The organism is Mycobacterium sp. NTMscope_Eco_3 (assembly GCF_976985685.1).
Genome location: NZ_CDRJYZ010000001.1, coordinates 3,895,450 through 3,918,985, shown reverse-complemented (window position 1 = coordinate 3,918,985; position 23,536 = coordinate 3,895,450). Strand labels below are relative to the sequence as shown.

The window sequence follows — 23,536 nt, the reverse complement described above, 5'->3', positions numbered from 1 at the left end:
GCGTACGGTTTCGTCCGTGAGGCCGGTAGCCAGCGTCGTCCGTCGTGCCATGGCTATCGCCGTTTGCCTCGCCATCTCGGTGATCGCGGCGCCCGCGGCCGATTCCGAACCCCAACTGGGCCCCGCTCCTCCCGACGCGGCGGCCCCGGGCGGGGGCGTGGTGCCCTCGAATCCCCCCGCGATCCTCAACACCCCTGACGGGTGGACCCTGGGAGTGGGCGCACGGGACGAAATGCAGGTTCCCGTGGCACCGTTGACCACCGCGATCTCGTCGCGCGAATACGTGTCCGGTGGCATCTTCGTCGGTTCGCTCAGAGGAGGATCCGAAGAGCCCCACGGCGTCCTCGAGGTGGGCTACCAGATCGGCTGCGGGATCGACATGAGCACCTCCAACGGTGTGATCATGGAGGGCGGCGCCGGCATCATCCCGGGTGTCACCCCGACCTTCGACACCACCGGCACGCTGCCGGCCCTGCTGCCATTCGTCTCGACGCCCATCAACGGCGCGATGAGCGTGGGACTCAAGCCCGGGCTGGTGATCGTGGTGCCGGTGATCAAGAAGCAGTTCAGGGGCGCGAATCCCTGGGTGATGATCAGCAATTTCCACGTCAAGATCGACGGCTGTGTGGGCCAGTCGTTCATCCGCTCCTATGCGGTGTTGACCCGCCAGACCGACCTCTCCGACGTGGTGCTGTCCTACGTGGGCGTCACGAAAGCGGTTTAGCCGCGGGGGATACCCGCTAGCTTGTCGGCGAACTTCGCCTCCGCCGCCGCGCGCAGCCGCAGCAAATGCTCGGAGGGAAACAGGTCGGGCGCGGGCTTGCGGTCCTTCAGCAACAGCCGGGCCAGCGTGACCTTGTGCACCTCGGTCGGACCGTCGGCCAGCCCGAGCACGAACGACTCCACCAGGTACTGCACGAAGGGCATCTCGTGGGTGGTGCCCAGCGACCCGTGCAACTGGAGCGCCCGCGAGGAGACGTCGTGCAGCACCTTCTGCATCATCGCCTTGACCGCCGAGATGTCGGCCCGGACGGCCTTGTAGTCGTTGAATTGATCGATCTTCCAAGCGGTTTGCAGGGTCAGCAGCCGGAAGGCCTCGATCTCCATCCACGAGTCCGCGACCATCTCCTGCACGAGTTGCTTGTTGGCCAGCACCTCGCCCTGGGTGTAGCGCGACGCCGCGCGCTCGCAGATCATGTCGAAGATGCGGCGGACCAACCCCACGGTGCGCATCGCGTGGTGAATGCGCCCGCCGCCCAGGCGGGTCTGCGCGACGACGAAGGCCCCGCCGCGCGGGCCCAACATGTGATCGGCTGGGACGCGCACGTTTTCGTAACGAACATAACCCTCGCGTCCGCCGCCCGGGGGCTGGTAGCCCAGTCCCACGTCGCGCAGCACGTTGATGCCGGGGGTGTCTCCGGGAACGACGAACATCGAGTAGCGCTCGTACGGCGGCGCGTCGGGGTCGGTCATCGCCATCACGATGAGGAATGACGCCATGGAGGCGAACGACGAGAACCACTTCTCCCCGTTGATGATCCAGTGATCACCGTCTTGCACCGCGGTGGTGCGAAACACCTTCGGGTCGGCGCCGCCCTGCGGCTCGGTCATCGAGAAACAGGAAATGATGCGGTTGTCCAGCAGCGGCTCGAGGTAGCGCGCCTTGAGCTCGGGTGTGCCGTAGTGCGCCAGGATTTCGCTGTTGCCGGAGTCGGGCGCTTGTGAGCCGAAGACGATCGGCGCGCATTCCGAACGCCCGAGAATCTCGTTGAGCAGCGCGAGTTTCACCTGGCCGTAGCCCGGACCGCCCAGGTGCGGGCCGAGGTGCGTGGCCCACAGCCCGCGCTCCTTGACGATCTCCTGCAGCGGCGGGATCAGCGCCTGGCGCACCGGATCGCCCAGGTCGTGAGACTCCTTGACAATCAGGTCGATCGGCTCGCATTCTTCACGGACGAAGCCTTCGACCCATTCCAGTTGCTCGGCCCATTCCGGGTCGGTGGAGAAGTCCCACGACATTCAGCGTCTCCTCTTGCTCTGTGCCACCACGCCGGAGTCGACGAGTTCGGCGATGGTGTGCGTGTCCAATCCGGCCTCGCGCAGCAGCGCTTGCGTATGGTCGCCCGGCAGCGCGGGGGCCGACGGCGTAGCCGGGCGCGTGCGGGAGAAGCGCGGCGCCGGGGCGGGCTGGGTGATGCCGTCGAGTTCGACGAAGGTCTGCCGCGCGACGTGGTGCGGATGCCGCGGCGCCTCGGACAGCGAAAGCACCGGCGTTGCACAGCATCCCGGCGTGTCGAGGATCCGCTCCCACTCGTCGCGGGGTTTCTCGGCGAAACGGGCGGCCAGCGTGGCGCGGTGCGCGGCCCAGGCGGCCGGCGCGTCGTCGTCATGGGGCACGGTGACGCCGAGGCGATCGCACAGTTCGGCGTAGAACTTCGGCTCCATGGCGCCGACGGCGACGTGACCGCCGTCGGCCGTGGCGTAGACGCCGTAGAAGTGCGCGGCGCCGTCGAGCAGGTTGGCTTCGCGTTCGTCGCGCCAGGTGCCGGCCGGCAGCATGCCGAAGTAGGGCGCCAACAGCGCCGCCACGCCGTCGACCATCGCCACGTCGAGCACCTGACCCACACCGGACTCGCGCGCCTCGAGGATCGCGCTGAGCAAGCCGACCGCCAAAAGCATTCCGCCGCCGCCATAGTCGCCGATCAGATTCAGCGGCGGGACCGGCGATTCGGCGGTGCCGATGGCGTGCAACGCGCCCGTGAGGGCCAGGTAGTTGATGTCGTGACCGGCGTGACCGGCCAGCGGGCCGTCTTGCCCGTACCCGGTCATGCGGGCGTAGACCAGGCGCGGGTTGCGCTCGGTCAGCGCGTCCGGCCCGATGCCCAGGCGTTCGGCCACTCCCGGGCGGTACACGTCGACGAAGGCGTCGGCGCCGGCGGCCAAACGGTGAACCAGGTCCCGGCCACGGGGATCCTTCACGTCGGCGGCCAGTGACCGCTGGCCGCGGCGGACCGTGTAGTCGATCGGCAGCGGGCCGTCGACGCCGGCCAGGGCGTCGACGCGGATGACGTCGGCGCCCAAGTCGCCCAACAGCATTCCGCAAAACGGTGCCGGCCCCAGACCGCCCATCATGACGATGCGGACGCCGCGCAGGGGTCCGGTCATGAGGACCACTTCTTGCGGCGTTCGGCCGCCTCGTCGGTCGCGTGAGTGATCACCTGATTGCGGTTCTCCAGTTCCAGCGCCGACTCGAAGCTCGCGGCGTCGGTGTTGACCTGCAGGGCTCGCTTGGTCAGTTGCGCTCCGAGCGGGGCGTGGCCTGCGATCAACGAGGCCAACTCCACCGCGCGGCCGGCCAGTGCGTTTGGCTCGACGACCTCGCTGACCAGCCCGCGCCGATCGGCTTCGGCGGCCGACACCGTGCGGCCGGTGAGCATCCAATCGGCGGCCACGCTGGTGCCGACGATGCGCGGCAGGTGATAGCTCATGCCCATCTCGGCGCCCGAGAGCCCCAGCAGGATCGCGGCATTGCCGAAAGTAGCGGCGGCCGAGCAGATTCGGATGTCCGCGGCCAGGCACAGCGCCAGGCCCGCACCGACACAGGGCCCGTTGACGGCGGCGATGACGGGCTGCGGCACGGCACGCACCGCCTCGGCGAGGGCGGCCATCCTCTCCTGGAAGCGCATCCGCTCCAGCGCCGGCGCGGTGGCCTCGGGCATCGACGGCCCGAAGTCGCGCACGTCGATGCCCGCGCAAAACCCGCGTCCGGCGCCGGTCAGCACCACGGCGCGCACCGCGGCGTCGCCGGCCAAATCCGCGAGGAGAGCACGCAATTCGGTCTGCATCGCCTCGTTGATGGCGTTGAGCCGCTGCGGGCGATTCAGACGCAGGACGGCGACACCGTCGGCGGGCCGGTCGAGTTCCAGCGTGGCGGGCATGGTCACACCCGCTCGATGATCGTCGCCGTGCCCATCCCGCCGCCGGTGCACATGGTCACCAGTCCCGTTGTCAGATCGCGACGTTCAAGTTCATCGAGAACCGTGCCGATCAGCATGGCGCCGGTGGCGCCGATCGGGTGACCGAGGGCGATCGCGCCGCCGTTGACGTTGACCACGTCGGGATCGATGTCGAGATCGCGCATCGTCTTGAGCGGGACCGCGGCGAAGGCCTCGTTGATCTCCCACAGATCGATGTCGGCCGCGGTCATGCCGGCGCGTTCCAGGCATCGCTGGGCCGCGGGGGCGGGCGCGGTGAGCATGATGATCGGTTCGCTGCCGATGGCCGCCGTGGCCCGGATCTGCGCCCGCGGGGTCGCCCGGTGGGTGTGCATCCAGTTGGAGGAGGCGAGGAGCACGGCGGCGGCGCCGTCGACCACGCCGGACGAATTGCCCGCGTGGTGCACGTGTTCGATGTGGTCGAGGCCGGGATAGCGCTCGAGGCAGATCTCGTCGAACGTGCGTTGCTCGCCGTCGGCGCGGGCGGTTCCCATCGCCTCGAAGGCCGGCTTGAGGCGCGACAGCGTCTCGGCGGTGGTGCCCGGGCGGGGGTGCTCGTCGCGCTCCACGCGGCCGTCGGGGGTGGTCACGTCGACCAGGGAACGATCGAAGCGCCGCTCCTCGATGGCCACCGCGGCGCGGCTCTGGCTCTGCGCGGCGTAGGCGTCGACGACCTCGCGGCCGAATCCCTCCAGCGTGGCGATCAGATCGGCCGAAATGCCTTGCGGGACGGTCGGGTACGCCGCACGAAGATCGGGGTTGTTGCCGTCGATCGTCGGGACTCCGGCCGTCACCCCCCACCGCGACATCGACTCGACGCCGCCGGCGATCACCAAATCCTCACTGCCGGCGGCGATGCCCGACGCCGCGACGGTGACGGCCTGCTGGCCCGACCCGCAGAACCGGCTCAACGTCATCCCCGGCACGGCCTCCGGCCAGCCCGCCAACAGGACCGACAGGCGGGCGATGTCGTCGCCGTGGTCCCCGCTGAGGATGCCGTTCCCGGCGATCACGTCATCGACGTCGACCGGATCGAAGTCGGCCCGTTCCGCCAACGCGGTGAGGCAGCGGGCGAACAGGGCCTGCGGGTGAACCGCGTGCAGTCCACCGTCCGGGCGGCCCCGCCCGCGGGGCGTGCGTACCGCGTCGAGAATCCAGGCGTCGATGGCGGACTCCGATCGTCGTGGGTCGGCTCAGGTCACCAGCGATCGTAATTCGTCTCTCGGGTGTGGAGAACCACCTTCTCCGAATTGGCGAAGCTATTTTCGCGAGGGCGCGGGCAATCGGCACTGTCGTGGCGGGGCGTGACCAAGAGGCGGATGTTGCGCCAGCGCCGCCGCGAGCGTAAAGCCCTTGGGCCGCGGCGCTATTCGCGACGCGACGCATCGGCGTGCATAAGCGGGCGTTTAGCGGGTAGCCGGGCGCCATGACCACGATCGGATACTTTCTCAGCTGCGAGCAATTCGGCCCCAAGGAGCTCATCGACCAGGCCAAGCGTGCCGAGGACGCCGGCTTCGACGCGCTGTGGATCTCTGACCACTATCACCCCTGGAACGACGAGCAGGGCCAAAGCCCGTTCGTGTGGGGAGTGATCGGTGCCCTGTCGGAGGCGACGTCGCTTCCCGTCAGCACCGCCGTCACCTGCCCGACCGTGCGGATCCACCCGGCGATCATTGCGCAGGCGTCGGCGACCGCGGCGGTGCAACTCGAAGGGCGCTTCGTGCTGGGAGTGGGCAGCGGTGAGGCCCTCAACGAGCACATTCTGGGCGATCCATGGCCGTCCGCCGGTGTGCGCCTCGAGATGCTGGAGGAGGCGGTCGACGTCATCCGCAAGCTGCACCAGGGTGGCGAGGTGAGTCACCACGGAAAGCATTACGAGGTGCAGGAAGCGCGGGTCTATACGAGGCCCGAGCAGCCGGTACCGATCTACGTCTCCGCGTTCGGGCCCCAGGCCGTGGAGCTGGCCGCGCGCATCGGCGACGGGTACAGCATCGCCATGCCCGACGGCGAGCTGGTCAAGCAATTCCGGGAGGCCGGCGGCGGCGACAAGCCGGTGCAGGCGGGCACCAAGGTCTGCTGGGATCATGACCCCGATGCCGCGCTGAAGACGGCGCATCGGTTGTGGGGCAATGAGGGGTTGCCCGGCCAGACCTCCCAGATCCTGCCGCGGCCCAAGGATTTTGCCGCCCTCATGTCGCTGGTGCCACCGGAGACGGTCGCCGAGAGCGTCGCCTGCGGCCCGGATCCCGAGAAGCACATCGCGCAGGTGCGCCAGTACATCGACGCCGACATCGACGAGATCTACGTGCAGCAGATCGGCCCCGACATGGACGGGTTCTTCGCGGCATGGCAGCAAGCCGTGTTGCCCGAGCTGCGCGGCGAAACCGGCTAAACCTCAGCCGAACGGCGGGCCGTCGAATCGATCACGGGTGATGAACTCCGCGACCGGCCGGCGCCGCAGCTTCCTCAGCTGCCGCACCGGTTTGCCGAGCGGCACCACCGCCGCGACCGCGTGTTGATCGGGGATCCCCAGCAGCCCGCGGACGTCGTCTTCGGCCGCGATGGCCATCGTCGTGATGGTGCCGCCGTAGCCCTCGCTGCGCGCGGCGAGCAAGATGTTCCAAATCAGGGGATAAACCGAGGCCCCGCCGGCGATGCCCACGCGGTCCAGGCCTTGATCGAGGGCGGCGACGACGGACAGATCCACCGAAACCACCAGGACTACAGGCGCTTTCGCGATCGGCGCGACGAACGTGTCGGGGATCTGCGTCTCGTCGATGACGTCTTGCGGCACCCTGCTGGGATGGATTGAGTTCCAGGGGTTTTCCCCCGCCTGCAGCTGCGCGAAGTAACGGCGTGCGGCGGGCATCCCGAGTTCGGCCAGCCGGCGCCGCACCGCTGCGTCGCGGACCACGGTGACGTGGGCGCCCTGCCGGTTGCCGCCGCTGGGAGCGAAGCGGGCGTTGTCGAAGATGCGCTCCAGCACCTCGTCGGGCAGCGGATCGTCGGTGAATTCCCTTGCGGCGAACGTCGTTCGCATCACGTCGTACAGGTGCATGCCGGGGTGGCTCATCAACTCGCCGACGCGCACCGCTCCAGGCGGAAGGTGCGCTCGAACCCGGCCGGGTGCGTCGTCAGCGTCACTTCCACCGCCCCGCTGGGGGCGATGACGTAGCGCTCCTCGACGTCGGGGCCGTCCCGCCCCTCCGACCAGCGGCCGACCGGCTGACGCCCAAGGTCGTCCCGGTCGCGCAGGGCCGGGTCGAACGGAAACAGCACCGGGTCATACGGCGTGACGTCGCCGTCGGGCCGCCCGTTGACCAGGCGGCTGCATTCCACGAACCGGAAGTGCCCGATGTTGTGCGCCGCGCGATATCTGCGCTTCACCACCAGCGGGGATCGGCCGTCGTCCGGGAGCGAGACGTCCTTGGACACGATCGGGTCGAAGACGACCCCGGCGCCGGCTTCGGCCTCCCGGAAGACGCCGAAGTTTCTCGAAAAGCGTTCGGAGAGCGCGAAACCCGATTCCTTGTCGAGGAAGACGGCAAGGCCGATGGCCGTGGCGGCGAAGGGGTGCGGGGAGCGCTTGACCCGCTTCTCGCCGAAAGTGTTGCGCAGCATCCGCGACACCAGCGGGAAACCGCCCGCGCCCCCGACGACGTAGATGCCCGCCACCTCCGAGAGGTCCACGTCCTTGCGGCCGCCGGCCGGGTCACGCAGGACCCGGTCGAGCAGCTCCATCGTCTGATCGACCAGCGGCGCACACACCGTGTAGACGTCGTCGATGGGGCAGGAGAACGGGGGACGATCGACGGGGGAGAGGTCCACCAGGAAGCGTCGCGTCTGCGGCCCGACCGCCTCCTTGCGGGTGGCGCATTCCTCGGCGAGCAGGTCGCGTGTGGCGGCGTCGATGCTGGGCAGGCCGGCGCCGGCCAGCACCAGCTCGACGATCGCCTCGTCGAAGTCGTCACCGCCCAGGCGCTGGATGCCCTCGCTGATGACGACCTCGTTCGCGTGCCCGGTCATCTTGAGCAGCGAGGCGTCGAACGTGCCGCCGCCGAGGTCGTAGATGAGGACGTGTTCGCGTTTGGCGGTGATGGTGGAGCGGTACCGATGGGCGTATTCCAGGCTGGCCGCGGACGGCTCGTTGAGCAGGGCGACGACGCGGAAGCCCGCGGCGACGTAGGCATCCAGGGTGAGGAGGCGCTGGGCGCTCGAGGCGTTGGCCGGCACGCTGATCGCGGCTTCGATCGGTTCGCCGGTGGACAGGGTGGCGTTGGAGTGCCGCTGCAGGTCGGTTTTGAGCTGGGCCAGGAAGCCGGTGAGCAGATCGGCGAGGCGGTAGTCGCGGCCGGCCAGGCTGACCTCGGTCTGCGGGCCGGCGTCGTTGAGCAGACGCTTGAACGAGCGCAGCACCGACCACCCCGGATCGTGCCGAACGGCGGCGGCGTCGGCGCCGTAGCGCAACTCGCCGTCGGCATTGGCCGCGATGATCGACGGCCACGCGTCCACGCCATCGAAGGAGACGACGGGATAGTTGCCTCGGTCGACGGCCGCGACGACGGTGTGGGTGGTGCCAAAGTCGATGCCGACTCTCATCGCGCAAGTTTAGAACCGCGCCGCGGGCTTGGGCACGACCTTTTCGTTCGGCGCGTCCAGCGCCTGTAGAAGCTCCCGTCTAGTACAGCGCGCGCACGGCGTCGATGGTGTCGGCCTCGGCGGGGCTCTTGTCGTCGCGGTACCGCACCACGCGGGCGAACCGCAGCGCCAGCCCACCGGGGTAGCGCGACGATTTCTGCACGCCGTCCAGGGCCACCTCGACCACCTGCTCGGGTCTTACGTGCACGACGTAGCCGTCCGTCCCGCCGATCGCCAGTTCGCTGAACCGGGCCGTCTGCCAGTCCAACATGGCGTCGGTCATGCCCTTGAAAGTCTTTCCCACCATGATGAATTCGCCCGTGGCCGGGTCACGGGCGCCCAGATGGATATTGGAGAGCTTGCCGCGGCGGCGCCCCGACCCCCACTCCACGGCGAGCACCACCAGATCCAGGGTGTGCACCGGCTTGACCTTCAGCCACCCCGCCCCGCGACGACCGGCCTGATACGGAGCGCCCGGCGCCTTGGCCATCACGCCTTCGTGGCCGGCGGCCAGCGTCGCGTCCAGGAAGGCGCCCGCCTCCACGGGGTCGGACGTGAGCAGCCGATCGACCCGCTGCGCGGGCGGCACCAGCGCGTCGAGGGCGGCCAGCCGGTCGGTGGTCGGCGCGTCGAGCAGGTCAACGCCGTCGCGGTGCAGGATGTCGAAGAAGAACACCGAAAGTGGTTGCGCGGCAACGGCCGCGGCGACATCGACCGAGCGGCCGAACCGGGAGGCGGTGACCTGGAAGCGCTGCGGCCGGTTGTCCGGCCGCAGCGCGATCGCCTCGCCGTCGGCGATGAGGTCGTCCACCGGCAGCGCCAGCGTCGCCTCTACCACCTCGGGAAGCCGGGCGGTGACATCGTCGAGGCTTCGGGTGTAGACGGTGACCTGGTCGCCCGCGCGGTGAATCTGTACTCGCGCCCCGTCCAGCTTGGCTTCGAAAATCGCCCGCCCGCCGTGGCGTCCGATCGCCTCGGCCACGCTGGGCGCGGTCTGCGCCAGCATGGGGCCGACCGGCCGGCCGACCCGCAGGGTGAAGGCCTCCAAGGCGGCGGGTTCGCCGGACAGGGCCGCCGCGGCGACCGCGGGCAGGTCGCCGCCCAGCATCGCGGCCCGCTGCACCGCGGGGGCGGGGAGCCCGGCGGCCTTGGCCACGGCGTCGGCCATGATTCCGGCCAGCGCGCCCTGGCGCAGTTCGCCGCCGAGCAGCCGCAGCAGAAACGTCTGCTCGGTTTCGGTGGCGGCGGCGAACAACGCGGCCAGGAGCGCGGCCCGGCGAGCCTGCGCGCCCTTGCCGGACACGGCGCCGATCTCGGAGAAGGTGGCGTCGACGCCGCACACGGTCAGCGTGGCGTTACCGGCCGGCGGCGGGCGCGAACGCAACGCCGCCCAACCGACCCCGATCTGGCGTTGCCGCAACTCGCCGGACAGCCAGGACACGACAATCGCGACCAGGGCGGCATCGGGTGCGGCCCGCGCCAGCAGGTCGGCGATATGGGCGACTTTTCTCAGCCGCGACGACGTGCTTCCGACGTCGGTTGACGCCTTAGCCACGTCGAGGAGGAGCACGGTTGCCAGCTTGGCATGGCTCGGTGACAAGCGTCCGGAGCGGACACGCTAGCGTGCCTACGTAACGTTACAGATTGCATGGATTCTGACAAGCCTACAAATGGGAGGTCCGGATGGAGATCAAAGGGAAGAAGGTCGTCGTCATCGGCGGCGCGTCGGGAATGGGTCGGGCCAGCGCCGAGCTGCTGCACGATCGCGGCGCGGATGTCGCGGTGCTCGACCGCGAAGGCTCCGACGGTAAGACGGTGGCCGACGGCATCGGCGGCACCTTCTACCCCGTCGACGTCACCGACTTCACCGGCACCGAGGAGACCCTGCAGTCCGCGGTCGACAAGCTCGGCGGGCTGCATGTCGTGATCACCACCGCCGGTGGCGGTATCGCCAAGCGGACGCTGACCAAGTCCGGCCCGCACGACCTCGAATCCTTCCAGTCGGTGATCGACCTCAACCTCATCGCCACCTTCAACATCAGCCGGCTGGCCGCCGCGCACATGGCGAAGAACGAGCCCGAAGACCCCGACACCGGGGAGCGCGGCGTCATCATCAACACCGCGTCGATCGCGGCCTTCGAAGGCCAGATCGGGCAGGTCGCCTACACCGCCGCCAAGGCGGGGATCGCCGGCATGTGCCTGACCATGGCCCGTGACCTGGGTTCGGTGGGCATCCGGGTGCTGGGGATCGCCCCGAGCCTGTTCGCGACGGGCCTGACCCAGGGCATCCCGGATGAATTCGCGGCGGCGCTGACCAAGGACGCGGCCTTCCCGAAGCGTCTGGGCCGTCCCGAGGAGTACGCCAAGCTGGTGGCCGCCATCGTGGACAACCCGATGCTCAACGGCCAGTGCCTGCGGCTGGACGCCGGGCAGCGGTTCGCGCCCAAGTAGACGCCCCCCGCCGGGGCCCTCCCCGCATTAAGTACACTCTTTAGCCAGCCGCCCCGCTTCCCCTCGAAGCGGGGCAGGCACCCAGCTTCAGCTCCGCGGGGCCGCGCAGCGGTCCGAGGGGGAGCGGGGCAATCACCCGGCTGGCATGCGGCGCGAGGAGGGCCCTCATGGGTATCGCATTAACCGACGACCATCGTGAACTCGCCGAGGTGGCTCGCGGGTTCTTGACCGCGCAGAAGGCGCGCTGGGCGGCGCGGTCGCTGCTCGACGCCACCGACGAGCCCCGGCCCGGATTCTGGCAGAACCTGGTCGAATTGGGCTGGCTCGGCCTGCACGTCGACGAAGAGTACGGCGGCTCCGGCTACGGGCTGCCCGAACTGGTGGTGGTGATCGAAGAACTCGGTCGCGCGGTAGCGCCCGGGCCCTTCGTGCCGACGGTGATCGCGTCGGCGGTGATCGCCAAAGACGGTGCGGCCGAACAGAAGTCGCGACTCCTGCCCGGCCTGATCGACGGAACGGTCACCGCGGGCGTTGGCCTAAGCGGCGAGGTGCGGATCGACAACGGCGTCGCGACCGGTGAGGCCGGAATCGTGTTGGGAGCCGGGCTCGCCGAGCTGCTGATGATCGCCGCCGGCGACGACGTGCTCGTGCTCGAGCGCGACCGCGACGGCGTTTCGGTCGAGGTGCCGGAAAACTTCGATCCGACACGGCGATCCGGGCGGGTTCGCCTGCAGGACGTGCGGGTGGCCGACGGCGACATCTTGTCGGGAGCGCGGCAATCGGCGCTGGCCCGGGCGCGAACCCTGCTGGCCGCCGAGGCGGTGGGCGGTGCGTCCGACTGCGTCGATGCGGCCGTCGACTACGCCAAGGTGCGCCAGCAATTCGGGCGCACCATCGCCACATTCCAAGCGGTCAAACATCACTGCGCCAACATGCTGGTCGGTGCGGAGTCCGGGATCGCCGCCGTCTGGGACGCCGCCCGCGCGGCCGGCGAGGACACCTCGGAGGACGAAACGCAGTTCCGCCTGATCGCCGCGACGGCCGCGGCGCTGGCGTTCCCGGCTTACGTCCGCAACGCCGAACTCAACATCCAGGTGCACGGCGGCATCGGCTTCACCTGGGAACACGACGCGCACCTGCACCTGCGGCGTGCCGTCGTGACCACGGCGCTGTTCGGTGGTGACGCGCCGGCGGCCGACGTCTTCGAGCGCACCGCCGCCGGCGCCGTCCGCGAAAACAGCCTCGACCTGCCGCCCGAAGCCGAAGAGCTCCGCGCCGGCGTGCGCGCCGACGCCGCCGAGATCGCCGCCCTGGACAAGGACGCCCAGCGCGACAAGCTGATCGAGACCGGCTACGTGATGCCGCACTGGCCCAAGCCATGGGGACGCGCGGCCGACGCCGTCGAGCAACTGGTCATCGAGGAGGAGTTCCGCGCGGCCGGTATCAAGCGGCCCGACTACGGAATCACCGGCTGGGTGATCCTGACCCTCATCCAGCACGGAACGCCTTGGCAGATCGAACGATTCGTGGAGAAGGCGCTGCGCAAGGACGAAATCTGGTGCCAGCTGTTCTCCGAGCCCGACGCCGGCTCGGACGCGGCGTCCATCAAGACGCGCGCCACTCGGGTCGACGGTGGCTGGAAGATCAACGGCCAGAAGGTGTGGACCAGCGGTGCGCACTACTGCGCGCGCGGCCTGGCCACCGTGCGCACCGACCCCGACGCCCCCAAGCACGCCGGCATCACCACGGTGATCGTCGACATGAAAGCGCCCGAGGTGGAGGTGCGGCCGCTGCGACAGATCACCGGTGGCTCGGACTTCAACGAGGTCTTCTTCAATGACCTGTTCGTGCCCGACGAGGACGTTGTCGGGGAGCCCAACTCCGGCTGGACGGTCGCCCGCGCCACGCTGGGCAACGAGCGGGTCAGCATCGGTGGCAGCGGGTCGTTCTACGAGGGGCTGGCCGCGCAACTGGTGCAGCTGACCCAGGAACGACCGGATCGGTTGGCGGGCGGGCACGTTCGGGTCGGGAACTATCTCGCCGGCGAGACCGCGCTGCGCCTGCTGAACCTACGGCGCGCCGCGCGCAGCGTCGAGGGGACGGGCCCGGGCCCCGAGGGCAACGTCACCAAGCTGAAGCTGGCCGAGCACATGGTGGAAGGCGCCGCGATCATGGCGGCGCTACTGGGTCCCGAGGTCACACTGCTCGACGGGCCCGGCGCCCTGGCCGGCCGGCTCATGATGGGAGCCCGCGGCATGGCGATCGCCGGCGGCACCTCGGAGGTGACCCGCAATCAGATCGCCGAGCGGATCCTCGGCATGCCGCGCGACCCGCTGATCAACTAGCCTGCGCTGATATCAAACCGGCGCGAACTGCGGCGCACCGGCGCCGCTCCGCTCCGCCCGGAGGGCGACCGGCATCCCGCAGGTCACCGAATCGGGTTCGCAGCCAACGATATTGGCCGCCACCCGCAGGCCACTCTGTTCGGCCAGCTCCACGATGGCGATGACGTAGGGGGTGGGGATCTCCGGGTTGTACGGGTGGTGGTTGACCGTGTAGGTGAACACCGTGCCGCGCCCGGACACCGCGCGCGCGACCAACGAGGCCCCGCACTCGCGGCATTCGCCGCTCGCCGGATGGACCCAGCGCGCGCAGTCGTCGCAGTACTCGATGAGCAGCGCCCCGTCTGACACGACGAATACAGTACACTCAATTGATTCGACGCGGCGACGGTGTGGTCTGACGGGCGGTGTACATGACGCATTTCGAAAAAGACGCGATCTTGTCCGGCATCGGGATCTCACGGATCGGCCGCCGCACCGGCATCCCGGGCCTGGACCTGACCATGGAGGCGGTGCGCGCGGCCATCGAGGACGCGGGATTAACCGCGACCGACATCGACGGCATCGCCACGCTGGGCGACACACCCGCTGAGGACGTCAACGCCCAACTGCGGATCGAGGCAGCGGATTGCGGGTCCGGGTTCGGCACCGGCGGACTGCTGTCGCCCGTGATGTCGGCCTGCCGCGCGGTCGCCGAACGCCGCGCCCGGCACGTGGTGGTGTACCGGACGATTCAAATGCTCGGCGGCACCGTCCCGGTCAAGCAGGAGAAGAACGCTCCCGCCCCTCCCTTGGCGCGGATGTTCGAGACACCCGAAGGCGAGCCGAAGCCCGCCGTCGGCGCGATGGACGACGTCAACGATCTGGTTGCGGCGCAGGCCTATTCGGCCGCCAACTGGCTGGCGCTCAATTGCCGTCGCCACATGGAGCTGTACGGGACCACCAAGGAGCAGCTCGGGTGGGTAGCCCTCAACGGCAGGCGCAACGCCGCGCTGAATCCCCTTGCGGTGTACCGCGACCCGATGACGATGGCCGACTACCTGGGAGCGCGGCTGGTATCCACCCCGCTAGGCCTGCTGGACTGCGACGTCCCGATCGACGGGTCGATCGCGGTGGTGGTGTCCCATGCCGAATACGCCGCCGACTGTCCGCACCGCGCGGTGAAAGTGGAGGCGATCGGTGGGTCCGACGGCGCCGGTGGCTGGTTTCACCGCGACGACTACCCGAAGATGGCGATGTCGGATGCCGCGGCGCAGATGTGGTCGCGGACGCAGTTGCGGCCGGCCGATCTCGAGGTCGCCCAGTTGTACGACGGATTCACCTATCTCACGCTGGCATGGCTGGAGGCCCTCGGCGTCTGTGGGGACGGCGAGGCCGGACCCTTCGTCGAAGGCGGCGAGCGGATCGCCCGCGACGGCAAGTTGCCGTTGAACACCTACGGCGGCCAACTCTCGGCGGGGCGCATGCACGGCTACTGGGCGTTGCACGAAGGGTGCCTGCAGTTGCGCGGCGATGCGGGGGAGCGGCAGGTCGCCCGCCGCCCGGAAGTCGGCGTGGTTTCCGTCGGCGGTGGGCCCGTCGCGGGGTGCATGCTGCTGACCTGTTGAGCCACAGCGTGATTGAGCTCAGATGAGTGAGGACCCGAAAGCCGGCCACGCGGACAAACTGGCGTCGATCCTCGCCCGGGACATCGAGGCGGACATCGTCCGCCGCGGCTGGGCCGTCGGCGAATCGCTGGGATCCGAACTCGCCCTGCAACAGCGTTTCGGCGTGAGCCGATCGGTGCTGCGCGAGGCCATTCGCCTGGTCGAGCACCACCAGGTCGCCCGGATGCGCCGCGGCCCCAACGGGGGCTTGTACATCTGCGAGCCCGACGCCGGACCCGCCACCCGCGCCGTCGTCATCTATCTCGAATACCTGGGCACGACGCTGGACGATCTGCTCAACGCGCGTCTGGTGCTCGAGCCGCTGGCGGCCTCGCTCGCCGCCGAGCGCATCGACGAAGCCGGCATCGCGCGGCTGCGGGCGGTGTTGCAGGCCGAGGAAAAGTGGAAGCCGGGATTACCGGCGCCGCGCGACGAGTTCCACATCGCGCTGGCCGAGCAATCGAAAAACCCGGTGCTGCAACTGTTTATCGACGTCCTGATGCGCCTCACCACGCGCTATGCCCTGGCGTCGCGAACGGACTCGGCGACCGAGGCCATCGAGGCGGTCGACCACCTGCACGCCCACCACGCCAAGATCGTCGCCGCCGTCACGGCCGGTGATTCCGCGCGCGCCAAGACGCTGTCCGAGCGACACGTCGAGGCGGTGACGGGCTGGCTGCAACGGCACCATCCCGGCGACAGGGTCCGCGGGCGTAGGCGGCGGCGTCTCGATTCCGAGGTGCCCCGCGGCAAGCTGGCCGAGATGCTGGCCGTCACCATCGGCGACGACATCGCCGCCAGCGGCTGGCACGTCGGGTCGGTCTTCGGCACCGAGGCGGCCCTGCTGGAGCGCTACCGGGTGAGCCGCGCGGTGTTCCGCGAGGCGGTGCGCCTGCTCGAATACCACTCGATCGCCCACATGCGCCGCGGACCCGGCGGCGGACTCGTCATCGCCGAACCCGCTGCCCAGGCCAGCATCGACACGATCGCTTTGTACCTGCAGTACCGCGACCCGAGCCGCGAAGACCTACGGGGCGTCCGCGACGCCATCGAGATCGACAACGTCGCCAAGGTCGCCAAGCGGCTCGACGAGCCCGAGGTGGCGGCATTCCTCGCCACGCATCGGTCACGGCTGCCGGACGCCGCGCAGCCGACGCCTGACGACGTCCGGCGGGCGATCGCGGAGGAGTTCAATTTTCACGTCGGGTTGGCGCAGCTAGCCGGCAACGCGCTGCTCGACCTGTTCCTCCGGATCATCGTCGAGTTGTTCCGCCGGCATTGGTCGAGCACCGGGCAGGCGCTGCCCACCTGGTCGGACGTGCTGGCCGTGCACCACGCTCACTTGCGCATTGTCGAGGCGGTGGAGGCCGCCGACGAGAGCGTCGCCTGCTATCGCCTCCGCCGTCACCTCGATGCCGCCGCCTCCTGGTGGCTGTGATCGCGCCGCCCGATGTCGCCCCCCCGCAGGTGTGCGCGCAAATGTGATCTGTTGCGCGGCATAGCGAAGGCCCGTCTTGGGTACTGGAAGGGGGGATGGGCGACAGCCGATCCAGCAGGGGGTTGGCGCAAGTGATCGAAAGCGAGAGCGCTGAAGTGACGGCGGATACCGAAACCAGACAATACGGTTTCGTCCACTCCGCACTGATTTATCACTCTCAGCAGGAGTTTTTGGACTTGGTGGGCCGCTTCGTCGGCGACGGTTTGGCGTCAGGCGAGGCGGTGCTGCTCGCCGTGCCTCCCGAGACCCTGGCCCTGCTGCAGGGCGAGTTGTACGACGGCGAGGCGTTGCCCGCCGACGTGTATATGACCGACGTCACCGAGGCCGCCCGGAACCCGAGCCGGTTCATGGCGATGGAGGGCGCGTTCATCGACGAGCACCCGGATCGGCGGGTGCGGATCGTCAGCCAGCTCGCGTGGCCGGGCCGCACCGAGGAGGAGTTCGTCGCCTGCATCGAGCACGAAGCGCTGGTCAACACGGCGATGGACGCATACCCGGCGACAAGTCTGTGCCTCTACGACGCGAGCGTGATCGACGACGGGGTCCTCGCGGACGCGCGGGCGACGCACCCGTTGTTGTGGAAAAGCGGTGCGCTGCATCGCAGCCCGGACTACGCGCCGAACGAAGTGCTGCAGCGTTGCAACCAGCCGTTGGCCGCGAATCCCGGCGCCGTCACCTACATGGTGAGGAAGTCAGCGGATCTTCGGCCCGCCCGCTCGTTCGCCGTCGACTATGCGGGGTGGATGGGGCTTTCCCAGGAGTGCATCGAGGATCTGCAGTTGGTCGCCACCGAGTTGGCCACCAATAGCCTGATGTACACCGGGGGCGCCTGCCGGTTGGCCTTCTGGAAAGACGACGGATATCTGGTGTGCGAGGCCCGCGACACCGGACAGCTCGACGATCCGCTGGTGGGCCGCCTCGACCCGGGTCCGTGCGGCCCCGCCAGCCGCGGCCTGTACTTGGTCAACGCCATTTCGGATTTGGTGCGCACGCACACCACGAGGACCGGTACGACGATTCAGGCGTATCTGCGCTTCGAGTCGGCGGCCAGTCCGGCGGGGTAACAAGCGACCCGCCGGCAAGGGGATCCAGCGGGTCGCTTGTCGTCATCGGTTACAGGCCGAGGCCCCCGGTGATCCCGCCGATGATCCCGCCGACCGTTCCTCCGAGGGTGCCGCCGAGCGTGCCGCCGGTAGTGCCGCCGCCGACCCCGGCGGTGGTCCCCGTCACCAAGCACCCGGTAGGCGCGAACAACACCACGACAAATCCGGCGGTCGCCGCGGCGGCTTTAATGGCCTTCTTTGTCTTCATTGAGTTCACAACGGGATCCTTTCTCGCGGGAGGTGTGACGGCGCGTACACCGCGCTGCAGAACGGATGTTATAACGGTTATTAGACGTACGTAAAGAGTTAATTTGTTTCGTAGAAAGGTCCCGGCTATCGTGCCCGGGATCATGTCAATAGCGCAGCGCCACAACGTCATTGGGGGCGAAGCCACACCGCGACCGCCATCGATTAATGGCAGAATATGTCGATTGGACGCCATTAATTCGCGTCGCAGTTGTGACGTGCGAGTAGTACGAAGTCGGTCGCGAATTAGTGTGTCATCCGGGATATCCGGACGAAATGCAAGCGACCGCTGGATGCCGCCGACAATGCAGCGGCCCAGCGGGGCCGCTTGTCAAAAGGCTTAAAGGCCGAGGCTTCCTATGAGTCCGCCGATGCCGCCCACACCGGACCCGCCGGCTCCGCCGATGAGGCCCGAGCCTCCGGCGCCGCCGGTGACCGTCGTCGCGCATCCCGGTACGGCTAACACCGCGGCCAGCCCGACGGCCGCGACGGCAGTTTTGAGGGTCTTCTTGGTGCCTTCCGCCTTCATGATCGTGCCTTTCGTGTGAGGGGCGCATGGCCCGATGTCTGCACCACACGTGTTCAATAACCGTTGTTGTACGCACGTAAACCAAAAAATCCGATCTATTTTCTATATTTTTTTGTACGGTCGTATGGGAGTTGCAGGAGCGGCGCGAAGGGGTCTATTGTCGTCGCTCATGCGTCTTCTCGCGCGTTTCGTAGTAGCTAGCACCCGCAGCGGGGTCTGAACCGGACCGACCCCCCGCTGTGGGTCGGAAGCTACTGCCGTCGGTCGCACCAGCTGACTAGAGAAGACCGGCACCATGACTTTTCCCGAGCGGAATCAGCTCCAACATCTCGACCGGGCCACCGCGTGGTTTGGCAATCGCTTCGGCGTCTCGTTGCCCCGCGGTCTGCGAGAGCAGGCCGATGCCATGCCCTGGGAGGCATTCGTCGCGGCCTACGGACGCGGCACCGGACCCCTGCGGCTAGGCCAATGGGAGTGCACCGACGCCTCGAGACCTGGCCCGCAGGCGCGCAACTTCCGGGCGGTGATCGCCCTGGGCGATCGCATCAGCACGGCAACCGCCGCCGCCGGCGGCCCGATTGCGGCCCTGACCGCGATGCTGCACGAGCGCGGAGTCACCGTCGAAATCGTGAAGTTCCATCAGATGCAATCACCCACCGGCACAGCCACTTTCATCCGCGGCAGCAACGGTGCCCGCGCCGAGTGGGCGATGGGCCTCTCGGACGATCCGACGCAGTCGGCGCTGCGCGCGGTGATCGCCTGCGCCAACAGGCTGCTCGCGGTCGACTGATGCCGCGCGCTATCAACAAAAGGTGAGTTTCATTTGCGCTAGCGCCGGTGGTAGCGCAAATGAAACCCGGCCTCTACCGCGACGGCGGTGAAGGTGGCACGCCGTCGAGGACGTTCTACAGCGGGCGCAGCACGATCGGCATGCCGTCCATCGGAATCGGCATGCCGCCGTAGTCCCAGCGCGGCTGGTAACCCGGCCGGGCCAGCTCGACGCGGTAGCGGCGCAGCAGCCGGTGCACCACGGTCTTGACCTCCAGCTGACCGAACACCATGCCGATGCACTTGTGCGCACCGCCGCCGAACGGCGCGAAGGCGTAGCGGTGATTCTTGTGCTCCGAGCGTGGCTCGGCGAACCGCTCGGGATCGAATTTGTCTGGCTCCGTCCACAATTCGGGCAGCCGGTGATTCATGCCGGGCCAGATGGTGATGTTGGTTCCGGCCGGGATGTAATGGCCCAGCAGCTCGGTGTCGCGCACCGCCATCCGCATGTTGAACGGCAGTGGCGTCACCATGCGCAGCGACTCGTTCATGATCAGTTCGAGCGTTTCCAGCTTCTCCAGCGACTCGATGTCGAGTGGCCCGTCACCAAGCCGGGCCGACTCCTCGCGCGCCCGCTCCTGCCACTCCGGGTTGGCGGCCATGTTGTAGACCATCGTGGTGGTCGTCGACGTGGAGGTGTCGTGGGCGGCCATCATCAAGAAGATCATGTGGTTGACGATGTCTTCGTCGGTGAAGCTGTTGCCGTCGTCGTCCTCGGTGTGGCACAACACCGTGAGCATGTCGTTGCCGGTGGCGTTGCGGCGCTCCTTGACGCGCTCATTGAAGTAGTCCTCGAGCAGCTGGCGGGCGCGCAGACCGCGCCACCACTTGAACGGCGGGATCGGCTGCCGGATGATCGCCCCACCGGCCCGGGTCGTGGTGGTGAACGCCTGGTTGACCTTGGTGACGAGGTCGTGGTCGGACCCCGGCTCGTGCCCCATGAACACCAAGGACGCGATGTCGAGGGTGAGTTCCTTCATCGCCGGGTGGAACAGGAATCGCGCATCGTTGGTCGGCCAGCTGGCGACGATGTCGGTCGCGACGCGGTCGATGTGCTCGACGTAACCGGTCAGGCGGCTACGGGTGAACGCCTCCTGCATGATCCGCCGGTGGTACATGTGCTCGTCGAAGTCCAGCATCATCAGCCCGCGGTTGAAGAACGGCCCGATCACCGGGTGCCAACCCTTCTGCGAGAAGTCCTTGTTGCGGTTGGAGAACACGGCCTGGGTGGCGTCGGGCCCCAGCGCCGTGACCGCGGGCATGATCGGCGAGTCCAGGTAGATCAGCGGACCCTTGTTGCGGTAGAGGTACAACGCATAGTCCGGGCCGCCGCGGAACAGTTCGATGATGTGGCCGAGGATCGGGAGCCCGGCATCGCCCATCACGGGCTTGAGGTCGCTGCCGGCGGGCGGTTCCGCCAGGACTTTGGTGTCCCATTCGTGGGCGAGCAGACGCTTCTCGATCGCCCCCATGCCCGGGATGGTGTTGAGCGTCGGGGTGAATCGGCGCCGCGCCTGATCCAGCAGGTAGTGCGGAGTGCTGATGGTGGCGGTCATAGACGCTCCTTTAGCGTGCCCTCGGGGTGACAGCGGTCACTGTTTAATACCTTCGCTGAAAAACTTGACGGCTGTCAAGTTTGCTTTTTACGCGGCGTGGTGCAAGGTCAGGGAGTGAGCAGCCACCCCGCCAATCCGGAGCCGGGCGCACGTCGGCGTGGCGACAAGCAACGCCAGGCGATCGTGGAGGCCGTGCGCGAACTGCTGCAGGAAAAGCCGTTCGCCGAGTTGTCGGTCAGCACGATCAGCCTGCGGGCCGGGGTGGCCCGATCCGGCTTCTACTTCTATTTCGACTCCAAGTACGCGGTGCTGGCACAGCTGATGGCCGAGGCCACCGAAGAGCTCGAGGAACTCACGCAGTACTTCGCGCCGCGCCAGGCGGGCGAGTCGCCCGAGGAGTTCGCCAAACGGATGGTCGGCAGCGCCGCCGCCGTCTACGAGCACAACGATCCGGTGGTGACCGCCTGCAACGAGGCCCGCCACACCGACGTCGAGATCCGCGATCTGCTCGACCAGCAATTCGAGGTGGTGCTGGCGCAGATCGTCGCCATCGTCGAGGCCGAGATGAAGGCCGGGACCGCCCGACCGATCAGCGACGATCTTCCGACGCTGATCCGCACCCTGACCGGTACCACCGCGCTGGTGTTGACCGGCGACCCGATTCTGACCGGATCCGACAGCGATCGTGACCGACGGGTACGCGTGCTCGAGCAGTTGTGGCTGCACGCGCTGTGGGCCGGTCGTCCCTAGAGCCGGTCTGGGTGGTACCGGCGGTATCGTCAGCGCCATGGCGAAGAAGGCATCCGGGCGGTATTTCGCGGGGAAGCGGTGCTTTGTCACCGGGGCGGCCAGCGGCATCGGCCGCGCCACGGCGTTGCGGCTCGCCGCCCATGGCGCCGAGCTCTATCTGACCGACCGCGACTCCGAGGGTCTGGAATTGACCGTGGCCGACGCCCGCGCCCTGGGCGCGGAGGTCCCCGAGCATCGGTCGCTGGACATCGCCGACTACGACCAGGTGGCCGCGTTCGGCGCGGACATCCACGCCGCGCATCCGCCCATGGACCTGGTGCTCAACATCGCCGGCGTATCAGCCTGGGGCACCGTCGACCGGCTGACCCACCAGCAGTGGAGCAAGATGGTCGCCATCAACCTGATGGGTCCGATCCACGTCATCGAGACCTTCGTGCCGCCGATGGTGGCGGCCAAGCGGGGCGGCCATCTGGTCAACGTGTCCTCGGCGGCCGGGCTGGTCGCTTTGCCCTGGCACGCCGCCTACAGCGCCAGCAAGTACGGACTGCGCGGCGTCTCGGAGGTGCTGCGCTTCGACCTGGCCCGCCACCGCATCGGGGTGTCGGTCGTGGTTCCCGGCGCGGTGAACACGCCGCTGGTAGGGACCGTGGAGATCGCCGGCGTGGACCGCGAGGACCCCAACGTCGCCCGCTGGATACGGCGATTCGCCGGCCACGCCGTGTCGCCGGAGAAGGCCGCCGAGAAGATCCTGGCCGGGGTCACCAAGAACCGATACCTGATCTACACCTCGGCCGACATCCGGGCGCTCTACGCGTTCAAAAGGCTTGCGTGGTGGCCCTATAGCGTCGCGATGCGCCAGGTGAACGTGATCTTCACCCGCGCGCTGCGGCCCGCCCCGCCCAACCCGGCGCCGCTAGTCCGGCATGAGCAACTCCAGCCGCACCCCGAGCAAGCGGACCGGCCGGTCGAGGGAGAATAAATCCAGGACGCGCAACGCCGCGGCGACGATCGTGTCGCGATCGGTGGTGGGCGCGTCGAGTTTGCGAATCTTGGTGCGGGTGTAGAAGGTTGCGGTCCGCACGGTAACCGCCACCCGCGTCACCACCCGCGCTTCGGCCAGCACGTCGTCCAGCGCTTGCTCGGCCAAACCCGTTACGGCCGCGTCCATTTCGGCGCGATCGGTGAGGTCGCGGGGAAAGGTGACGACGTGGCTGCGCGAGCGCGGCACCCACGGCTCGGCGCTGACGTGGCTGTCGCCGCCGCCCTTGGCCAGCAGGAGCAGCCACAGCCCGGTGCGCGCCCCGAACGTGGCCGTCAACAACTCGGCGTCGCTGCCGGCCAGTTGCCACACCGTCGTGATCTCAAGGTCCGCAAGCTTTTTCGCCGTCTTGGGACCCACGCCCCACAGCGCGTCGACCGGACGGTCGGCCATCAGCGTCATCCAATTCGCATCGGTGAGCACGAAGATGCCGTCCGGCTTGGCAAAACCGGTGGCGACCTTGGCGCGCTGCTTGTTGTCGCTGATGCCCACCGAGCAGGACAGCCCGGTTTCCGAGGAGATGACGCTGCGGATGCGTTGTGCCGCCTCGGTGGGGTCCTCGGCGTGGACCGCGACGTAGGCCTCGTCCCAGCCCCACACCTCCACCGGATGTCCCAGATCCCGCAGCAGGCCCATCACTTGCCCCGATGCCGCGTCGTACGCGGCGGGGTCCGAGGGGAGGAAGGTCGCCTCGGGGCAGCGGCGGGCGGCGGCGCGTAGCGGCATGCCCGCGCGGACACCCAATTCCCGGGCCTCGTAGGAGGCGCAGGTGACGACCTTGCGCGGTTCGCTCGGATCGCCGTTGCCGCCGACGATGACGGGCAGCCCGGCCAGCTCGGGGCGACGGCGCAACTCGACCGAGGCCAGGAACTGATCGAGGTCCACGTGCAGGACCCAATCCCGTGCCGCGGTGGGCAT

General features: G+C 68.5%; 22 protein-coding genes. 10 read left to right on the top strand and 12 right to left on the bottom strand.

Annotated elements, in window-relative coordinates:
* The first annotated feature begins 49 nt into the window (after positions 1–49).
* Positions 50–724 (top strand): MspA family porin, encoded by a 675-nt coding sequence (locus tag AC0KTM_RS18000; RefSeq protein ID WP_225326490.1) that lies wholly within the window; start codon positions 50–52, stop codon positions 722–724.
* On the opposite strand, the gene AC0KTM_RS17995 is transcribed toward AC0KTM_RS18000, so the two are convergent.
* From AC0KTM_RS17995 to AC0KTM_RS17980, 4 genes are read right to left on the bottom strand one after another with little or no spacing between them, the layout of a single operon-like run.
* Complete coding sequence (locus AC0KTM_RS17995) at positions 721–2,016, bottom strand: acyl-CoA dehydrogenase family protein (protein WP_225326491.1); 1,296 nt, start codon at positions 2,014–2,016, stop codon at positions 721–723. The two genes, AC0KTM_RS18000 and AC0KTM_RS17995, sit on opposite strands and share 4 nt — an antisense overlap.
* A complete protein-coding gene (locus AC0KTM_RS17990) occupies positions 2,017–3,162 on the bottom strand; it encodes a CaiB/BaiF CoA transferase family protein (RefSeq protein WP_225326492.1) in 1,146 nt (381 codons plus the stop codon).
* Positions 3,159–3,941, bottom strand: coding sequence for an enoyl-CoA hydratase/isomerase family protein (locus AC0KTM_RS17985; RefSeq protein WP_225326493.1), 783 nt, complete (start codon positions 3,939–3,941; stop codon positions 3,159–3,161). Before AC0KTM_RS17985 ends, AC0KTM_RS17990 begins: the two co-directional genes overlap by 4 nt.
* Positions 3,938–5,146, bottom strand: a complete 1,209-nt coding sequence (locus AC0KTM_RS17980) for an acetyl-CoA C-acetyltransferase (protein WP_225326585.1) — start codon at positions 5,144–5,146, stop codon at positions 3,938–3,940. Before AC0KTM_RS17980 ends, AC0KTM_RS17985 begins: the two co-directional genes overlap by 4 nt.
* A 272-nt stretch (positions 5,147–5,418) precedes the next feature.
* Here AC0KTM_RS17980 and AC0KTM_RS17975 point away from each other — a divergent pair, with 272 nt between their 5' ends.
* Complete coding sequence (locus AC0KTM_RS17975) at positions 5,419–6,384, top strand: LLM class F420-dependent oxidoreductase (protein WP_225326494.1); 966 nt, start codon at positions 5,419–5,421, stop codon at positions 6,382–6,384.
* Between the two features lie 3 nt (positions 6,385–6,387).
* Here the strand turns inward: AC0KTM_RS17975 and AC0KTM_RS17970 are convergent, their stop codons facing one another.
* The 3 genes from AC0KTM_RS17970 to AC0KTM_RS17960 all read right to left on the bottom strand — a co-directional run bounded on the left by AC0KTM_RS17970 (position 6,388) and on the right by AC0KTM_RS17960 (position 10,200).
* A complete protein-coding gene (locus AC0KTM_RS17970; RefSeq protein ID WP_472417504.1) occupies positions 6,388–7,050 on the bottom strand; it encodes a nitroreductase family protein in 663 nt (220 codons plus the stop codon).
* Positions 7,051–7,064: 14 nt separating this feature from the next.
* On the bottom strand, positions 7,065–8,591 hold the full coding sequence (locus AC0KTM_RS17965) for an Hsp70 family protein (protein WP_472416300.1): 1,527 nt from the start codon (positions 8,589–8,591) through the stop codon (positions 7,065–7,067).
* Positions 8,592–8,670: 79 nt separating this feature from the next.
* Positions 8,671–10,200 (bottom strand): ATP-dependent DNA ligase, encoded by a 1,530-nt coding sequence (locus AC0KTM_RS17960; protein ID WP_472416298.1) that lies wholly within the window; start codon positions 10,198–10,200, stop codon positions 8,671–8,673.
* A gap of 113 nt (positions 10,201–10,313) precedes the next feature.
* Between AC0KTM_RS17960 and AC0KTM_RS17955 the strand changes: the two genes are divergently transcribed.
* Complete coding sequence (locus tag AC0KTM_RS17955; RefSeq protein WP_225326497.1) at positions 10,314–11,081, top strand: SDR family NAD(P)-dependent oxidoreductase; 768 nt, start codon at positions 10,314–10,316, stop codon at positions 11,079–11,081.
* A 167-nt stretch (positions 11,082–11,248) separates the two neighbouring features.
* The gene (locus AC0KTM_RS17950) at positions 11,249–13,426 is read left to right on the top strand and encodes an acyl-CoA dehydrogenase (RefSeq protein ID WP_238956571.1); all 2,178 of its coding nucleotides are present in this window, start codon (positions 11,249–11,251) and stop codon (positions 13,424–13,426) included.
* 12 nt (positions 13,427–13,438) lie between these two features.
* Here the strand turns inward: AC0KTM_RS17950 and AC0KTM_RS17945 are convergent, their stop codons facing one another.
* A complete protein-coding gene (locus AC0KTM_RS17945; RefSeq protein ID WP_238956570.1) occupies positions 13,439–13,774 on the bottom strand; it encodes a Zn-ribbon domain-containing OB-fold protein in 336 nt (111 codons plus the stop codon).
* Positions 13,775–13,836: 62 nt separating this feature from the next.
* Between AC0KTM_RS17945 and AC0KTM_RS17940 the strand changes: the two genes are divergently transcribed.
* From AC0KTM_RS17940 to AC0KTM_RS17930, 3 genes are all read left to right on the top strand, one after another.
* Positions 13,837–15,030, top strand: a complete 1,194-nt coding sequence (locus tag AC0KTM_RS17940; RefSeq protein WP_472416296.1) for a thiolase family protein — start codon at positions 13,837–13,839, stop codon at positions 15,028–15,030.
* Positions 15,031–15,052: 22 nt separating this feature from the next.
* Entirely contained in the window at positions 15,053–16,507 is a 1,455-nt protein-coding gene (locus AC0KTM_RS17935) for a FadR/GntR family transcriptional regulator (RefSeq protein WP_472416294.1), read from the top strand.
* A 131-nt stretch (positions 16,508–16,638) separates the two neighbouring features.
* Entirely contained in the window at positions 16,639–17,631 is a 993-nt protein-coding gene (locus AC0KTM_RS17930) for an anti-sigma factor RsbA family regulatory protein (protein WP_472416292.1), read from the top strand.
* Positions 17,632–17,680: 49 nt separating this feature from the next.
* Here AC0KTM_RS17930 and AC0KTM_RS17925 read toward each other — a convergent pair whose 3' ends face one another.
* Positions 17,681–17,887 carry a hypothetical protein gene (locus tag AC0KTM_RS17925; protein WP_225326502.1) on the bottom strand — a complete coding sequence of 69 codons (207 nt, stop codon included), beginning with the start codon at positions 17,885–17,887 and terminating at the stop codon, positions 17,681–17,683.
* A gap of 369 nt (positions 17,888–18,256) precedes the next feature.
* Positions 18,257–18,445, bottom strand: coding sequence for a hypothetical protein (locus tag AC0KTM_RS17920; protein ID WP_225326503.1), 189 nt, complete (start codon positions 18,443–18,445; stop codon positions 18,257–18,259).
* A gap of 295 nt (positions 18,446–18,740) precedes the next feature.
* Here AC0KTM_RS17920 and AC0KTM_RS17915 point away from each other — a divergent pair, with 295 nt between their 5' ends.
* Positions 18,741–19,235 (top strand): 2-isopropylmalate synthase, encoded by a 495-nt coding sequence (locus AC0KTM_RS17915; protein WP_225326504.1) that lies wholly within the window; start codon positions 18,741–18,743, stop codon positions 19,233–19,235.
* A gap of 115 nt (positions 19,236–19,350) precedes the next feature.
* Here AC0KTM_RS17915 and AC0KTM_RS17910 read toward each other — a convergent pair whose 3' ends face one another.
* Positions 19,351–20,829, bottom strand: coding sequence for a cytochrome P450 (locus tag AC0KTM_RS17910; RefSeq protein ID WP_225326505.1), 1,479 nt, complete (start codon positions 20,827–20,829; stop codon positions 19,351–19,353).
* A 114-nt stretch (positions 20,830–20,943) separates the two neighbouring features.
* On the opposite strand from AC0KTM_RS17910, the gene AC0KTM_RS17905 reads away from it, so the two are divergent.
* Positions 20,944–21,579, top strand: coding sequence for a TetR/AcrR family transcriptional regulator (locus tag AC0KTM_RS17905; protein WP_225326506.1), 636 nt, complete (start codon positions 20,944–20,946; stop codon positions 21,577–21,579).
* Positions 21,580–21,616: 37 nt separating this feature from the next.
* Positions 21,617–22,558 carry an SDR family oxidoreductase gene (locus tag AC0KTM_RS17900; protein WP_225326507.1) on the top strand — a complete coding sequence of 314 codons (942 nt, stop codon included), beginning with the start codon at positions 21,617–21,619 and terminating at the stop codon, positions 22,556–22,558.
* Here the strand turns inward: AC0KTM_RS17900 and AC0KTM_RS17895 are convergent.
* Positions 22,493–23,536 carry a DNA polymerase IV gene (locus AC0KTM_RS17895; protein WP_472417502.1) on the bottom strand — a complete coding sequence of 348 codons (1,044 nt, stop codon included), beginning with the start codon at positions 23,534–23,536 and terminating at the stop codon, positions 22,493–22,495. The genes AC0KTM_RS17900 and AC0KTM_RS17895 overlap by 66 nt on opposite strands.

What these genes read in the sequence shown, in the direction of transcription:
- AC0KTM_RS18000 (WP_225326490.1), top strand. Translation starts at nt 50, where the DNA reads ATGGCTATCGCCGTTTGCCTCGCCATCTCGGTGATCGCGGCGCCCGCG.
- AC0KTM_RS17995 (WP_225326491.1), bottom strand. Translation starts at nt 2,016, where the DNA reads ATGTCGTGGGACTTCTCCACCGACCCGGAATGGGCCGAGCAACTGGAA.
- AC0KTM_RS17990 (WP_225326492.1), bottom strand. Translation starts at nt 3,162, where the DNA reads ATGACCGGACCCCTGCGCGGCGTCCGCATCGTCATGATGGGCGGTCTG.
- AC0KTM_RS17975 (WP_225326494.1), top strand. Translation starts at nt 5,419, where the DNA reads ATGACCACGATCGGATACTTTCTCAGCTGCGAGCAATTCGGCCCCAAG.
- AC0KTM_RS17970 (WP_472417504.1), bottom strand. Translation starts at nt 7,050, where the DNA reads ATGCACCTGTACGACGTGATGCGAACGACGTTCGCCGCAAGGGAATTC.
- AC0KTM_RS17965 (WP_472416300.1), bottom strand. Translation starts at nt 8,591, where the DNA reads ATGAGAGTCGGCATCGACTTTGGCACCACCCACACCGTCGTCGCGGCC.
- AC0KTM_RS17955 (WP_225326497.1), top strand. Translation starts at nt 10,314, where the DNA reads ATGGAGATCAAAGGGAAGAAGGTCGTCGTCATCGGCGGCGCGTCGGGA.
- AC0KTM_RS17950 (WP_238956571.1), top strand. Translation starts at nt 11,249, where the DNA reads ATGGGTATCGCATTAACCGACGACCATCGTGAACTCGCCGAGGTGGCT.
- AC0KTM_RS17940 (WP_472416296.1), top strand. Translation starts at nt 13,837, where the DNA reads ATGACGCATTTCGAAAAAGACGCGATCTTGTCCGGCATCGGGATCTCA.
- AC0KTM_RS17935 (WP_472416294.1), top strand. Translation starts at nt 15,053, where the DNA reads ATGAGTGAGGACCCGAAAGCCGGCCACGCGGACAAACTGGCGTCGATC.
- AC0KTM_RS17920 (WP_225326503.1), bottom strand. Translation starts at nt 18,445, where the DNA reads ATGAAGGCGGAAGGCACCAAGAAGACCCTCAAAACTGCCGTCGCGGCC.
- AC0KTM_RS17915 (WP_225326504.1), top strand. Translation starts at nt 18,741, where the DNA reads ATGACTTTTCCCGAGCGGAATCAGCTCCAACATCTCGACCGGGCCACC.
- AC0KTM_RS17910 (WP_225326505.1), bottom strand. Translation starts at nt 20,829, where the DNA reads ATGACCGCCACCATCAGCACTCCGCACTACCTGCTGGATCAGGCGCGG.
- AC0KTM_RS17900 (WP_225326507.1), top strand. Translation starts at nt 21,617, where the DNA reads ATGGCGAAGAAGGCATCCGGGCGGTATTTCGCGGGGAAGCGGTGCTTT.
- AC0KTM_RS17895 (WP_472417502.1), bottom strand. Translation starts at nt 23,536, where the DNA reads ATGCCCACCGCGGCACGGGATTGGGTCCTGCACGTGGACCTCGATCAG.